The following is a 13,000-nucleotide window of genomic DNA, read 5'->3' as shown; positions in this document are numbered from 1 at the left end:
GTATTTGGCTTATTTCTCTTTCTTGCGAGGAAGCAATGGACCGGATCGACGCGTTGCGACTGTTCAGCTCGGTCGCGGAGCTGGGCTCCTTCACCAGGGCGGCCGAACGCGAGGCGATCACGCCCGGCGCGGCGTCCAAGCAGATCACCGCCCTTGAGACGCGTCTCCAGGCACGTCTCTTCGAGCGCACCACGCGTTCGGTCCGGCTGACCGATGCCGGCGCGGCCCTGCTCGATCGGGTCAAGCCCTGGCTGGACGAGTATGACGCGCTGGAGGCGGGCGTCGCCGATGCGCGGTCGGCGCCGGCCGGCCTGCTCCGCATCTCGGCGCCCGTCGATTTCGGCGCGCGCAAGCTGATACCGCTGATCGCCGATTTCATGAAGGCCTGGCCCGATGTCGAGGTTCGCATCAGCTTTGCCGACCGCATGGTCGATCTGGTCAATGAGGGCTATGATATCGGCGTGCGGATCGGGAACCTTCCGGACAGCGCCCTGATCGCCCGTCGGCTGGCTCCGGCCTGCGTGGCCGTCCTGGCATCGCCGGACTATATCGAGCGTCGCGGCAAACCCGTTCACCCGTCTGACCTGGCCGATCACGAGGTGATCATCGACCGCAACCGGCCGGCACCGCAATTGCTGCGCTACAGGCGCGATGAGGAAGAGGTAGAGGTCAGGATCAATGGCCGGCTCTCGCTCAATGGCGCCGTTGCGGCCGTCGGTGCGGCGACGGCCGGACTGGGGATCGTCTCCGTTCCGTGCTGGGCGGCGGAGGAGGCTATGGCCCGCGGGGAGCTGGTCCAGATTCTCACGGACTGGGAACCCGAGCACCGCCATCTATGGGCCGTCTTCCCCTCGAACCGCTACATGACCCATCGCGTCCGCGCCTTTGTCGATTTCCTCGCGGAGAATTTCGGCGAGCGCATCTGAGGCGCGACGGCGCGATTGCGGGAGGCGCACTTGCACGCAGTCTGTGTTAGGGTGCCCGCAGGATGGATATCCGGGGGGTGTCATGACACGCATACTTATTCTCGCCCTGTTCAGTGCGAGCCTTGCAGCCTGTGCGTCCACGAATGGCGGCGACGCCATGCCGGGACTTGCCAATAGCGCATTCGATTACGCGCCGGCGCGGTCCGAGCGGCACGCGGTTCAGGGCTTCGGCTACGAACTCGCCGGGGCGCAGAACTGGTCGGGCTCGCTGGTCTACGAGGCGAGCGGCGATATTCCCGCGGCGATCCTGAGCTACGACAATTCCAACGGCGAACGGACCGAGGCCGAACTGGCTATCGCGATGCCATATCTCGAGGACGGCGTGCGGCGCTTTCACGGTCTGACCGATACCGGCGAACCTGTCGATGTCGAGCTTCAGGTCGGCCGGTGCCAGGTCGTCGACCCGGACGATCCCCAGCTCTATTTCGTCGCCATGCGCGTCGGCGAAAGCGTTTATAGCGGATGCGGCAGCGAGGTTGCCGCGACCGATCGCTGGTCCAACTACCTGCTCGACTACCTGCCGGCCATCGATACCTGCCTTGCCGAATTCCGGGGCGAGGAGGCCTATGTATCCGTGGCTTACACCATGCCGGGCGGCGAGACGGCGATCCGGGTCGTCGATTCCGACGTGCGGACCTGGGAATGCGCGACCCGCGAACAGGGCACGGCCATCAATTCCATCCGTCCTCTCGATGCGGCCGATGCGGTCTTCGGAGAGGGTGATCCGATTTTCGTGCGCGGTATCATGCCGGCCTTCGGCGAAGGGTGTTATGTCTATGAAGCGGTTCGCGAGGCCGACGGCTCCCTGATCGGCGCCTTCGGCCATGATTCCTGCGACGTCGGCGGCGTTGCAGCACGCGAACCTGATGCAGGTGTGGGCTAGGCCTTAACCCTGTCTTTACGCGAACCGGATGAGGCGTGAAATATGCGTGCTTTCGTCCTCTCGACCACTCTGGCGGCGGCCATCACGGCGGGCTTCGCCGCTCCGGCTCTCGCCGAGCTGACGGACGTCCGCGCCGACCGGACCGGCACGACCGGCCGGGTCTGGCTCGCTTTCGACGAACAGCCGTCCAGCGTGTCCGCCATCGTCACCGAGCGCGGTGTCGAGCTGTCCATCGGCGGCGTCGATGTCCGGGATCGCCGGATAATTCCAGCTCATCGCGATCTGATCGCGTCCGTCGATCTCAACCGCGACGAAGCGGGCGCCCGTATTCACCTCGGCGCTGCCGGGGCCTGGGAGGGCGCCGAGGCTCAAATTCTGCAGGGCGGGGTCCTGGTGCGTGTGACGCTCGAGGGGGATAGCGCGCTGACCATGGCACCGATCGCGGATGTGGTCCGGGCCGAACCGGCGCCTGCTGATACCGAAGCCGCATCAACTGTCATGTCTGAAGCCGGCGACACTGCGGGAGCGGCCAGCGCCGCCGGGATGACGGACACCGAAACGTCGCACGACGCTGCCGCCGCGGCCTCAGACGTGCCCGTTGCCCAGCGTGACGAAGCGGAGATGGCCGAGCCTGACGCTGCCCCCATGCCTGAAGAGGCGGCTTCAGCCACGCCCGCAGCACTGGACCCGGCGACCGCCGAAGCGCTCGAAGCCGTACCCGAACCGTGCCGTCCGGCCGCGCGCGCCGTTCGTCAGAACCCCTGGGACGATGAGCTGCTTTTTGCCGAGGCGGCCTGCCTGACCGATGAAGAGGCGCTCGACCAGGCCGCGACTATCTATGAGCGCATGCTGGCCTTCGAGCCGGAGAATTTCCGCGCCACCATTGCCCTGGCCGATATCCGCGCCGAAATGGGCGATGCCGAAGCGGCGCGGGAGCTTTACAATCTGGCGGCGCAGTATGCGCTGAGCGATGCCGAGGCGTCGCGCGCCCGCTCTCGTCTGCGTGCGCTGCGCGGCAATTGACGCCGCCCCTCCGGCACGCCACATCTCGCGGTGAGCTTTGCCACCCACGTCCAGACAAGCACGGATAATTCCATGACACCTTCCCCCGACGCGGCAGGCCGCGTCCTGATCATTGCCGGTTCCGACAGTGGCGGCGGTGCGGGCATCCAGGCCGATATCAAGGCCGTCACGGCGATGGGCGGCTTCGCGGCGACCGCCGTGACCGCTATCACCGTTCAGAACACGCTCGGCGTCAGCGCCATCCACCCGGTTCCGCTCGATATCATCCAGGGGCAGATGGATGCCGTGCTCGGCGATATCGGTGCGGACATCATCAAGACCGGCATGCTGGGAACTGCCGAGATCGTCGAGGCCGTCGCCGATACGATCGAGGCGCTCGAGACCCCGGTTCCGCTGGTGCTCGACCCGGTCATGGTGGCGACGTCCGGCGACAGGCTGGTCGACGATGCGGCGGAGACGGCAATCCGCGAACGCCTCCTGCCACTGGCGACGCTGGTCACGCCCAATCTTCCCGAAGCCGAGCGCCTGACGGGCGGCGAGGTGAGCGATATGCAAGCCCAGCTCGCAGCCGCCGAAATGCTGGTCGAGATGGGCGCGCGTGCGGCCCTGGTGAAGGGCGGTCACGGCAAGGGATCGGCAGCGACGGACATTCTCGTCTCGTCGCGCGGCATGGAGATCATGGAACGCCCCCGCATCAAGACGAAGCACACGCACGGCACAGGCTGCACGCTGGCCTCCGCGATCGCCGGGCTGATGGCCCAGGGCGTTCCGCTGCCCGACGCTGTCCGGCAGGCGGGCGACTATCTGCACGAGGCGATCGCTCACGCGCCCGGTTTCGGCGAAGGCAATGGACCCGTCGATCACATGTGGATGATGCGGCGCGACTAGGCGGCGCTTTCGCCGGTCGTGTCCGCCGGCGTGCCGGGTTTCGGCCGCCGGCCGCGCGCCAGCCAGATGCCCGCCAGGATGATGGCCAGGGCCAGAAAGACGCGCCAGCCGAGCGTCTCGCCGATGATGAGGCCGGTGATCACGGCCGCGACCGGCGTGAGATAGTTCACATTGGCGAGGAAATTCGGACCGGCCGTGCGGGCGAGATGCATCAGCACGACGCTCGCGAAGGCGGTCGGCGCGAGGGCGAGCCAGATCACCGCCACCCAGGCGCTGGGGGCGACCGCCGGTGCCTGGGCGAAATCCCAGACGCCCAGCGGCACGGACAGCAGGGCCGCCATGATCAGCATGCCGGCGCCTGAGACGGAGGCGGGCGTTTCCGGGATCAGCCGGGCGAGAATGGCATTGATGCCGTAACAGGTCGCGGCTGCGACCACGCCCAGCTGGGCCCAGAGGTCCGACCCTCCGAGACCGGACAGGGCCGACGGCCCGAGCAGCACGATGACGCCGCTGAAGCCGATCACGAGCCCGATCAGCCGGCGCGCGGTCAGACGTTCACCGGGTACGAAGATATGCGCCATGCCGGCCGTCGCCAGCGGCATGGTGGCCACGAGAATCCCCGCCAGCGCGCTGTCGATATATTGCTGCCCCCACCCGATCAGGAAGAAGGGCAGCGTATTGCCGAACAGGCCCAGCGCTGCGAACCAGCGCCATCGGATATCCGTGAGGGCCGGCAGGCGGTAGCCGCGCGAGACGGCCCAGGCGGTGATGGCGGCCGCGGCCAGCGACAGTCGCACGAAGATGAGCGCGCCGGGCGGCAGCGTAATCACGCTGTGCTTGATGAAGGCGAAGGCCGAGCCCCACAGTACGGTCAGCACAAGCAGGGCGCCCCAGTCTCGCCAGGTCGGATGGTGGGGCGTGTGACTCAACAAAGCTCGGCTTTCAGACCGGCGACGAAAGCCGCAATATCGGTCTCGTCGTTGTAGAGGTGCGGCGTGACGCGCAGGCGGTCGCCGCGCTGCGAGACATGGATCTTGTGACGGGCCAGCCGCGCGACAAGGTCGGACGGTGCACCCGACGGCAGGGCAAGGCAGAGATAGTGGGGCGCCCGGTCGGGCGTCGCGTCGTGCAGGCCGAGCGGCGCGACGGCCTCCGCAATGCGCGCAGTGAGGGCGCCCAGCGTTTCCGACAACTCGTTCACGCCCCAGTCGAGGATCTGCGCGAGACAGGCATTGGCTGCGGGGATTTGCTGGAAGGCCGAGCGCTCGCCCATATCGAAACGGCGCGCGCCTGCGGCGTAGCTGTCGGCATAGTCGACCAGACGGGCGAAGTCCTCGGCCCGGTCGCGCACGATCCAGTTCTGTTCCAGCGGCTCGCCCGCATGATGGTGCGGCGCGACATAGTTGAAGCCGAGCGCATAGGGGCCGAGCATCCATTTATAGGCCGCCGCCACCGCGAAATCGGGCTGGATGGCTTTCATGTCGAAGGGCAGGGCGCCCAGCGACTGGGTCAGGTCGAGCACGAGGGCTGCCCCCTGGCGGCGGGCCGCATCGCTGATGGCGGCAAGGTCGAGCAGGCCGCCATCGGCCCAGTGCACCTGTGGGCAGGCGACGATCGAGGTCGCCGGTCCGATCGCGCCCAGCATGGCCTCGGTCCAGCTCTGATTGTCCGAGCGCCGCACCGTGCGGATGCGGGCGCCATGCGCTTCGGCCAGGTCGCGCCAGCTATAGATATTGGACGGAAACTGCGCGTCCAGGACGAGAATGTCCGTTCGCTTTTGCGGGGCCAGATTGCGCGCGGCCGTGGCGATCCCGTAGGAGGCGGCCGGCACAAGCGCGACATCGTCTGCCGTAGCGCCGAACAGGTGTGCCGCCTTGCTGCGCAGCGCTTCGGGCGCGTCGAAGAAATCCTGCTGGACGTCGTAGAGCCAGGGCTGAGTCTTGCCGGCATAGCTTTCAGCCCCGGCGCCGGCGGCGGCGCGCGGCATGGGACCCATATAGGCGGCATTGAGATAGACGCGATCGCGGGGAAGATCGAACAGGTCGCGTTGGGACGGGATCATGCAAAGCCTCTTGCCCCGCCCGGCCAAGACCGTCAACGTGCAGTGCAGCATAAGAATGGACCGCCGCCGACTCGCCTGGAGATTCCCCTTGGCCGATACAGAGACCGCCCCTGCCGAAACCCGCAATCCGAAACCCGTCCTGCGTCCGGCCGATCCGCGCTTTTCCTGCGGGCCGGTGAAGAAGTATCCGGGCTGGACCTGGGAGGCGCTGGCCGACGCGCCGCTTTCGCGCACGCACCGGGCGGGGGCTCCGGTGGCGCGGCTGAAAGAAGCGATCGACCGGACCCATGCCCTGCTCGAACTGCCCGAGGACTACAGGGTCGCGATCATCCCCGGCTCGGATACCGGCGCCATGGAAGCGGCGATGTGGTCGCTGCTCGGCGCGCGCGGCACCGATGTTTTCTCCTGGGATGTGTTCGGCAATCGCTGGACGCTGGATGCGCGCGACGAGCTCAAGCTGAAGGATCTGCGCGTCTTCCAGGCCGAGCCGGGCGTGCTGCCGCCGGTCGAGGAATATGACGGCAGCCGGGATGCCGTCTTCACGCTCAACGGGACTGCGGCAGGGGTCTGGATTCCGGGCTACGACTGGATCGATGCGGACCGCGAGGGCCTGACCATCTGCGACGCGACCTCCGCGGCCTTCGCCGTCGATATCGACTGGTCGAAGATCGATGTGCTGACCTTCTCCTGGCAAAAATGCATGGGCGGCGAGGCGCAGCACGGCATGCTGATCATGGGGCCGCGCGCCATCGAGCGTCTCAACACCTATCGTCCCGACTGGCCGATCCCGGGCATTCTCCAGCTCCATTCCGGCGACAAGGCCAATATGGGCATCTATGAGGGCTCCACGCTCAACACGCCCTCCCTGATGGCGACCGAGGATTATGTCGCGGCCCTGAAATGGGCCTCCCGCATCGGCGGTCTGCCGGAGCTGATCAAGCGGCGCGAGGCGAATTTTGCGGCGCTCGACGCCTGGGTGCAGTCCTGCGACTGGCTCGATTATCTCTGCGAGACCCCGGCGCACCGCTCGCCTATTTCGGTGACGCTGAGATACACCGATCCGAAGATCGCCAACGCCGATCCGGAGGAGCAGTGGGCGCTGACCAAGGCCATCTCCAACCTGCTCGAGCGGGAAAATGCGGCGCTGGACATCAACATGCACCGTGCCTCCGTGCCGGGCATCCGCATCTGGGCCGGTCCGACCATCGAGGCGGACGACATGGCCGCGCTCGGTCCCTGGCTGGACTGGGCCTATCGCGAAGCGCTGGACGCGGGCTGAGGCTCGCGCTATCGAGTGACAGGTTTCGAAATCTGCCGCATGTGCGACCGCGCATCCGGCAAGGGGGAAAGATGACACGTTTCATGTTGGCCGCGTCGGCGGCAGTTCTGCTTGCCGGTGCCGCGTCCGCCGAGGATGATCGCGGCCTGGAATTCCGTCTCGGCGTGACCGCGCACGACCTGTCAGATCATGTCGAGGACGGTCCGAACGTCACCCTCGACCTGCTATTTCCCTCGCCCGACGTACTCGAGGTGATCTGGTCGCCGCGGCCTTACGTCTACGGCTCCTTCAACACCAACGAACTGACCAATTTCGGCGGTGCGGGCCTCGCCTGGAACTGGGAGTGGGCCGAGAATCTCAATTTCGAATACCGCTTCGGCCTGACCTATAATGACGGCGTCGTCGATATCGACCAGAATTCCCCGCCCAGCGATCCCACGCGCATCCGCCTTGCGACCACGCGCTCGCTGATGGGCAATGAGATCCTCTTCCACAACGCGATCGGGCTGGATTACGACCTGAACGACCAGTGGGCGATCGGCGTCTATTACGAGCACATCTCGCACGGCCAGATCCTCGCCTCCGGCCGCAACCAGGCGCTGGACAATGCCGGCGTCCGCCTGGGCTATCGCTTCGGGCGGTAAGGGCGCGAGCGCTAATTCCCGCGCGCCTCGGCGGCTTCCGCGGCGCGCGGATCGTCTTCTACCCGGACATAGATGCCCATGAAGACGCCTTGCCAATTGCCCTCGGCATCCATCTGCTCGAAGAACTGGCTGACCGTCCCGTCCTCCTGCAGGGTCCAGGTGCCCCGCATGCCGGCGCGGCTGTCCGTCTGTTCCGTGTAGGACTCGCCCATCAGGACCATGGCGCCGTTCTCGTCGAGCCCGCCGGTATAGTCGATAAACCAGCCATTGCTCATCCAGACCTGCCGCCATGCGCCGGCGAGCGGGTCGTACATATTCATGCTTTCGCCGGTACTGCCGTCCACGCTCAACCAGTTCTCGGTGACGAGGCAGCCGCCGTGTACGCGTTCGATGACATTATGGCCGACATAGGGACCCGGCCGGTCTTCCGTAGAGGGCGCATAGACATTCCACTCGCCGAGCCAGAAGTCGAAATCATCGTGCACTTCGCCCGTGCAGGCCGGTGGCGGCGTAGCCTGTGCGCCCGCGATTCCGGTCAGACTGACCGTCATGACGGCAGAAGCGAGAAAGGATTTTGCGCAAAACATCTGATCTCCCCATCAAGAATGCTTATTAACAAAAATTCATGCAATATTGTATCTGAGTGCTCGCAATGATGCAAATTGCTCTGGTCGAGATAACGGCTTCATGACACATAGTCGGCCCGCGGACGGGGCCTTCCGGAGCGGCTCCAGATACAGCGCGAGGAGGCTTGAATGGCCAACGTCACCGTAGTCGGCGCCCAGTGGGGCGATGAGGGCAAGGGCAAGCTGGTCGACTGGCTGTCGCACCGTGCCGATGTCGTGGCCCGCTTCCAGGGCGGACACAATGCCGGCCATACGCTCGTCGTCGGCGAGAATGTCTACAAGCTCTCACTGCTCCCCTCCGGCGTGGTCCGCGGCAAGCTCTCCGTGATCGGCAATGGCGTCGTCGTCGATCCCTGGGCTTTCGTTTCCGAAGTCGAGCGGATCGCCGAACAGGGCGTCGCGATTACGCCCGACGTCGTGAAAATCTCCGAGACGGCCACGCTGATCCTGCCGATCCACCGCGAGCTCGACGCCATGCGCGAGAACCGCGATGACGGCGAGGCCATCGGCACGACCCGCCGCGGCATCGGTCCGGCCTATGAGGACAAGGTCGGGCGCCGTGCCATCCGCGTCATCGACCTGGCCGATCCGGCGGCGCTGAAGGCCCGCGTCGCGGACATTCTCTACCATCACAACGCCCTGCGCCGTGGCATGGGCTATGACGAATATTCCGCCGAGACGCTGTTCAACGAGATCAGCGAGATCGCGCCGAAAATCCTGCCCTATGCGGCCCCGGTCTGGCGCGTGCTGTCGGATGCGATCCGCCAGGACCAGAAAGTCCTCTTCGAAGGCGCTCAGGGTGCGCTGCTCGACGTCGATCACGGCACCTATCCCTTCGTGACCTCCTCGAACACGGTCTCGGGCCAGGCCTCCGCCGGCACCGGTGTGGGTCCGAAGGATGTCGGCTATGTGCTCGGCATAGCCAAGGCCTATATGACCCGCGTCGGCGAGGGGCCGTTCCCGACCGAGCTGTTCGACGATGACGGCCAGCAGCTCGGCGAGCGCGGTCATGAATTCGGCGTGGTCACCGGACGCAAGCGCCGCTGCGGCTGGTTCGACGCGGTCATCACCCGCCAGACCCTGCGAGTGGGCGGTGTCGACGGTGTCGCCCTGACCAAGCTGGACGTGCTGGACGGGTTCAGGACCATCAAGGTCTGCGTGGCCTACGAGCTGGACGGCGAACGTCTCGATCACCTGCCGGCCGGCAAGGAAGCCCAGGCCCGCGTCAAGCCGGTCTATGAGGAGCTGCAGGGCTGGCAAGGCTCCACCGCCGGCGCCCGTTCCTGGGCCGATCTTCCGGCCGAAGCGGTCAAATATGTCCGCCGCCTGGAAGAGCTGATCGAATGCCCGATCGCTCTGGTCTCGACGAGCCCGGAGCGCGAGGACGTCATCCTCATGCAGGACCCGTTCAGGGGCTAGTCGCGGCCGGACCGAACTCGCTCGAGTTTAGTTACAAATTGTCGAAATCTTGTGGCCCTGCTTTGGTTTCGGCTTAAAGCGGGGCCGGCACACTGCTCGCATCAATGCTTGCGAGAGTGGCCCCATGTTTCGACAAAAGACCGGCGTTTTCTGGATCAGCCTGATAGCCTGGAGCATCGGCGCGGCCCTTATCGGCGTCTCCCACGCCTCCGCGGACAGCTGCAGCGATTACGGTGTTCACCGCGATGCCTATCTCGATCATGTCGGGTCCGGTATGGCGCGTCAGCTCGATGCGATGGCCGCCCGGCGAGGCGTGCCGGTCGAGGCGGCGGCCTTCTACTGGGGCGGTACGCTGATGCAGGCCGGCGACCCGGTCAGTCTCGATTCCCTCGCTCAACTCACCCTCGCCACGGCCCGCTGGCCCGGACAGGCGGAACGGGCCGAGCGTGCGATGGAGCGCATTTCCATGGAACACGGCAGCCAGATGGCGTCCCTCCTCGCCGGGCTGATGCTGTCGGACGGGCGGGGCGTCGACGACCCCTACCGGGCGCGCGCCTATCTCTCCGGTGCGGCCCGGTCGGGCAATCGCGACGCCTCGGCCTTCATGGGCATGCTGGAGGCCTGCGAGGGCCGGCGCGTTGCCTTTTCTGCGCACTGAACCACGAACCCCGCATCCAAAACGCCCCCTTCGTGCATCTCTTTCCTGACCCTGCCGCCCGGCAAGCGATGAGGAAAGAGCATGCCGTTTCGAGCCCGCACCCTGCATGAAGGCGACGCGCTGAAAGTCCGGCTTTGCCATTACGGCCCGGACGATGCGATGGCGATGCATGCCCATGACTGCCACCAGCTCTCCTGGGTGCTGGCCGGCGAGTTCCGTGAAATCACACGATCTGACGAGGCCGATGTCAGCGGACCCAGCGCGGCGCTCAAACCGGCCGGGCTCGATCATGCCGACGCCTACGGACCCGACGGCGCGCTCATTTTCAGCATCAATATCGGCGAGGACCGCTATCGCGCGCTGGCGGGCGACAGCGCCATGATGCGGCCCGGCTGGCGGCCCGTATCGGGCGCGTCGAATGCGGGCGAGGGGCTGGACCGTCTCTCCGACCTCGTAAGCGCCGGCGATACGGACACTGCCGAGATGGCGGTTGCAGACATCGTGGCCCTGGCCAGCGCCCGGCCTGACGCGACGGATAGCCGGCGGCGCGAGGTTCCGCGCTGGCTGCAGGACGTGCGCGACCGTTTGCGCGACACGCGAGGCGAGGCCGATCTGCAGGCCTGCGCGGAGGATGCGGGTGTGCACCGTGTCCATCTCTCGCGCAGTTTCACCCGCCATTTCGGCATGACGCCGAGCCTCTACCGGACCCGCTGCCGGCTCGCCGCGGCGCTTATGCGGATCACGCATGGCCTGCCGCTGGCGGAGGCCGCCTATGAGGCAGGTTTCGCCGACCAGAGTCATTTTACCCGCTGGGCCCGGCGGGAGACCGGCCTGCCGCCGCGCCGCCTGCAGCAGCTGTTCGCGGCCTGATACCCGACCGCCAGACGTTGCGAATGAGGTTACCTGCGTACAAGAATGCCGGCCGACGTGCTGGCACAAGCGGGGGCAGAAAGCACTCAAGGGAGCTCAGTTCATGCTGACGCATATTCATCGCCTTTCCGCCGCCGCGCTGGTTTCTGCCTGTCTGGTATCGCCGCACGCGCTGGCCGAGACTCCGCAGGGCGCCGCGGACCGGCTCGATGCCTTTCTCGACGGGATCGACGGGCCGCAGCCGGGTTTCGCCATCGTCGTCGCCGACCGCGACACTGTCCTGCTGGAACGCGTCAGCGGCACCACGAGGGCTTCCGGCGGTACGCCGCTGAGCGCGGACACGCCGCTCTACATCGCTTCCCAGACCAAGGCCTATCTCGGCCTGCTCGCCGCGCGCCTGGATGCGGAAGGCATCCTCCCGCTGGACTCGACCATCGCCGACCACTGGCCGGGCATCGACCTACCGGGCGAGGCCGATGCGGCGCAATGGACGATGCGCGACCTGCTCACCCACCAGGTGCCGATCTCGGTGGATCTGCTGACCGAGCTGGAAGCCTATGTGACCCGGGTCGATCCGGCCGCCTATCCGCGCCTGATCGAGACCTATGGCGAGGCCCGCGAGCCGGGCTTCGACTACAGCAATCTCGGCTACAACATCTATGCCGCCATTCTGGAGACCCGGACCGGGATCAGCTGGCAGGACTGGCTCGATCGCGCGATCTTCGAGCCGATGGGCTGGGAGGCGAGTTCGGCCCGCACCTCCGATTTCGCGCCGGAAATCCTGCCCTGGAACCATGTCTGGCTGGGCGAGGCAGATGGCTGGTTCGAGCTGCCGCCGAAGAGCGACGCCATCATGCAGTCGGCCGGCGGCCTCATGGTGAGCCCGAACGACATGGTGGAATGGCTCCAGCTCAATCTGCGCGGCGAAGGGCCGGCCGGGAGCGGGCTTACTGCAGACATGATCGCCACGGCGCATACTTCCGGCGTTGCGACGCACCAGGAAGACGGCCGCAATGCGTATCAGATGCCGTGTTCAGGCTATGCGCTGGGCTGGCATGTCTGCTCGTTCAACGAGGAGACCGTCTATGTGCATGGCGGCGGTTACACCGGCGCCCGCTCGGTGATGGCCTTCATGCCGGACAGCGGGGTCGGTCTCGCCACCTTCTCCAATTCCGACGCGCAGACGGGCTGGTTCTCCGGCCGCATCCTGACGCAATTCCTGCTCTATCTCACCGATGACGAGACCGCGGACGAGACCGCAGCCGGCCTGCTCGAAGCGTATCCCGACCGCGTCGGACGCTTTGCCGAATTCCGGGCAGGGCGCCGGGAAACGGCGCGGGAAGCCGAGGACTGGCAGGGCTGGACCTGGGCACCGGATAACCTGGCCGATTATGCCGGCCGCTGGACGACGGGGGATGACTGGTTCGACCTCATGCTTTCCGTCGAGGGAGAGGGGCTCGTCGCACGCTGGGGCGAGGCCCGCTACGGACTCGAGCCGGCTGCGCCGGATCTGTTCGGTGCGACCGTGACCCCGGTCGATCGTCCGGACCCGCTCAGCTTCGAGCGGGACGAGACCGGCGCCATCGCGACGCTGAGCTTTCAGGGCCGAACCTACCGGCGCAGCGAATAGGCCTGCAGCGCCCCGGCGACGACCGGTCGCCG

General features: G+C 66.5%; 13 protein-coding genes. 10 read left to right on the top strand and 3 right to left on the bottom strand.

Annotated features, from left to right (window positions below):
- Positions 1–35: 35 nt before the first annotated feature.
- The 4 genes from AC13HB_RS09560 (at position 36) to thiD (ending at position 3,780) form a co-directional block, all read left to right on the top strand.
- Positions 36–926: a LysR family transcriptional regulator gene (locus AC13HB_RS09560; protein ID WP_482949520.1), complete on the top strand. Its 891-nt coding sequence runs from the start codon at positions 36–38 to the stop codon at positions 924–926.
- A gap of 82 nt (positions 927–1,008) precedes the next feature.
- Positions 1,009–1,869: a hypothetical protein gene (locus AC13HB_RS09555; RefSeq protein WP_482949519.1), complete on the top strand. Its 861-nt coding sequence runs from the start codon at positions 1,009–1,011 to the stop codon at positions 1,867–1,869.
- A gap of 42 nt (positions 1,870–1,911) precedes the next feature.
- Positions 1,912–2,892, top strand: coding sequence for a tetratricopeptide repeat protein (locus AC13HB_RS09550; RefSeq protein WP_482949518.1), 981 nt, complete (start codon positions 1,912–1,914; stop codon positions 2,890–2,892).
- A gap of 72 nt (positions 2,893–2,964) precedes the next feature.
- The gene (gene thiD, locus AC13HB_RS09545; RefSeq protein ID WP_482949517.1) at positions 2,965–3,780 is read left to right on the top strand and encodes a bifunctional hydroxymethylpyrimidine kinase/phosphomethylpyrimidine kinase; all 816 of its coding nucleotides are present in this window, start codon (positions 2,965–2,967) and stop codon (positions 3,778–3,780) included.
- Here the strand turns inward: thiD and AC13HB_RS09540 are convergent.
- Both AC13HB_RS09540 and AC13HB_RS09535 read right to left on the bottom strand, forming a co-directional pair.
- A complete protein-coding gene (locus tag AC13HB_RS09540; protein ID WP_482949516.1) occupies positions 3,777–4,709 on the bottom strand; it encodes a DMT family transporter in 933 nt (310 codons plus the stop codon). The two genes, thiD and AC13HB_RS09540, sit on opposite strands and share 4 nt — an antisense overlap.
- On the bottom strand, positions 4,706–5,842 hold the full coding sequence (locus AC13HB_RS09535; RefSeq protein ID WP_482949515.1) for an aminotransferase class V-fold PLP-dependent enzyme: 1,137 nt from the start codon (positions 5,840–5,842) through the stop codon (positions 4,706–4,708). The genes AC13HB_RS09540 and AC13HB_RS09535 overlap by 4 nt, the downstream gene beginning before the upstream one ends.
- An 88-nt stretch (positions 5,843–5,930) precedes the next feature.
- Here AC13HB_RS09535 and AC13HB_RS09530 point away from each other — a divergent pair, with 88 nt between their 5' ends.
- The gene (locus AC13HB_RS09530) at positions 5,931–7,121 is read left to right on the top strand and encodes a phosphoserine transaminase (RefSeq protein ID WP_482949514.1); all 1,191 of its coding nucleotides are present in this window, start codon (positions 5,931–5,933) and stop codon (positions 7,119–7,121) included.
- Between the two features lie 71 nt (positions 7,122–7,192).
- Complete coding sequence (locus AC13HB_RS09525) at positions 7,193–7,765, top strand: acyloxyacyl hydrolase (protein WP_482949513.1); 573 nt, start codon at positions 7,193–7,195, stop codon at positions 7,763–7,765.
- Positions 7,766–7,776: 11 nt separating this feature from the next.
- Here AC13HB_RS09525 and AC13HB_RS09520 read toward each other — a convergent pair whose 3' ends face one another.
- A complete protein-coding gene (locus AC13HB_RS09520; protein ID WP_482949512.1) occupies positions 7,777–8,352 on the bottom strand; it encodes a hypothetical protein in 576 nt (191 codons plus the stop codon).
- 168 nt (positions 8,353–8,520) lie between these two features.
- Between AC13HB_RS09520 and AC13HB_RS09515 the strand changes: the two genes are divergently transcribed.
- The 4 genes from AC13HB_RS09515 (at position 8,521) to AC13HB_RS09500 (ending at position 12,968) form a co-directional block, all read left to right on the top strand.
- Positions 8,521–9,810 carry an adenylosuccinate synthase gene (locus tag AC13HB_RS09515; protein WP_482949511.1) on the top strand — a complete coding sequence of 430 codons (1,290 nt, stop codon included), beginning with the start codon at positions 8,521–8,523 and terminating at the stop codon, positions 9,808–9,810.
- Positions 9,811–9,934: 124 nt separating this feature from the next.
- Positions 9,935–10,468, top strand: a complete 534-nt coding sequence (locus AC13HB_RS09510) for a hypothetical protein (protein WP_482949510.1) — start codon at positions 9,935–9,937, stop codon at positions 10,466–10,468.
- An 81-nt stretch (positions 10,469–10,549) separates the two neighbouring features.
- Positions 10,550–11,338, top strand: a complete 789-nt coding sequence (locus AC13HB_RS09505; RefSeq protein WP_482949509.1) for a helix-turn-helix domain-containing protein — start codon at positions 10,550–10,552, stop codon at positions 11,336–11,338.
- A gap of 103 nt (positions 11,339–11,441) precedes the next feature.
- On the top strand, positions 11,442–12,968 hold the full coding sequence (locus tag AC13HB_RS09500) for a serine hydrolase domain-containing protein (protein ID WP_482949508.1): 1,527 nt from the start codon (positions 11,442–11,444) through the stop codon (positions 12,966–12,968).
- Positions 12,969–13,000: the final 32 nt, after the last annotated feature.

This window comes from Maricaulis sp. B-26 (assembly GCF_056857855.1).
Note: the sequence above shows the minus strand (reverse complement) of the source record. Positions and strands in the feature narration are given on the sequence as shown.

Coding starts and splice junctions, on each gene's coding strand:
- AC13HB_RS09560 (WP_482949520.1), top strand. CDS start 36: ATGGACCGGATCGACGCGTTGCGACTGTTCAGCTCGGTCGCGGAGCTG.
- AC13HB_RS09555 (WP_482949519.1), top strand. CDS start 1,009: ATGACACGCATACTTATTCTCGCCCTGTTCAGTGCGAGCCTTGCAGCC.
- AC13HB_RS09550 (WP_482949518.1), top strand. CDS start 1,912: ATGCGTGCTTTCGTCCTCTCGACCACTCTGGCGGCGGCCATCACGGCG.
- thiD (WP_482949517.1), top strand. CDS start 2,965: ATGACACCTTCCCCCGACGCGGCAGGCCGCGTCCTGATCATTGCCGGT.
- AC13HB_RS09535 (WP_482949515.1), bottom strand. CDS start 5,842: ATGATCCCGTCCCAACGCGACCTGTTCGATCTTCCCCGCGATCGCGTC.
- AC13HB_RS09525 (WP_482949513.1), top strand. CDS start 7,193: ATGACACGTTTCATGTTGGCCGCGTCGGCGGCAGTTCTGCTTGCCGGT.
- AC13HB_RS09520 (WP_482949512.1), bottom strand. CDS start 8,352: ATGTTTTGCGCAAAATCCTTTCTCGCTTCTGCCGTCATGACGGTCAGT.
- AC13HB_RS09515 (WP_482949511.1), top strand. CDS start 8,521: ATGGCCAACGTCACCGTAGTCGGCGCCCAGTGGGGCGATGAGGGCAAG.
- AC13HB_RS09510 (WP_482949510.1), top strand. CDS start 9,935: ATGTTTCGACAAAAGACCGGCGTTTTCTGGATCAGCCTGATAGCCTGG.
- AC13HB_RS09505 (WP_482949509.1), top strand. CDS start 10,550: ATGCCGTTTCGAGCCCGCACCCTGCATGAAGGCGACGCGCTGAAAGTC.
- AC13HB_RS09500 (WP_482949508.1), top strand. CDS start 11,442: ATGCTGACGCATATTCATCGCCTTTCCGCCGCCGCGCTGGTTTCTGCC.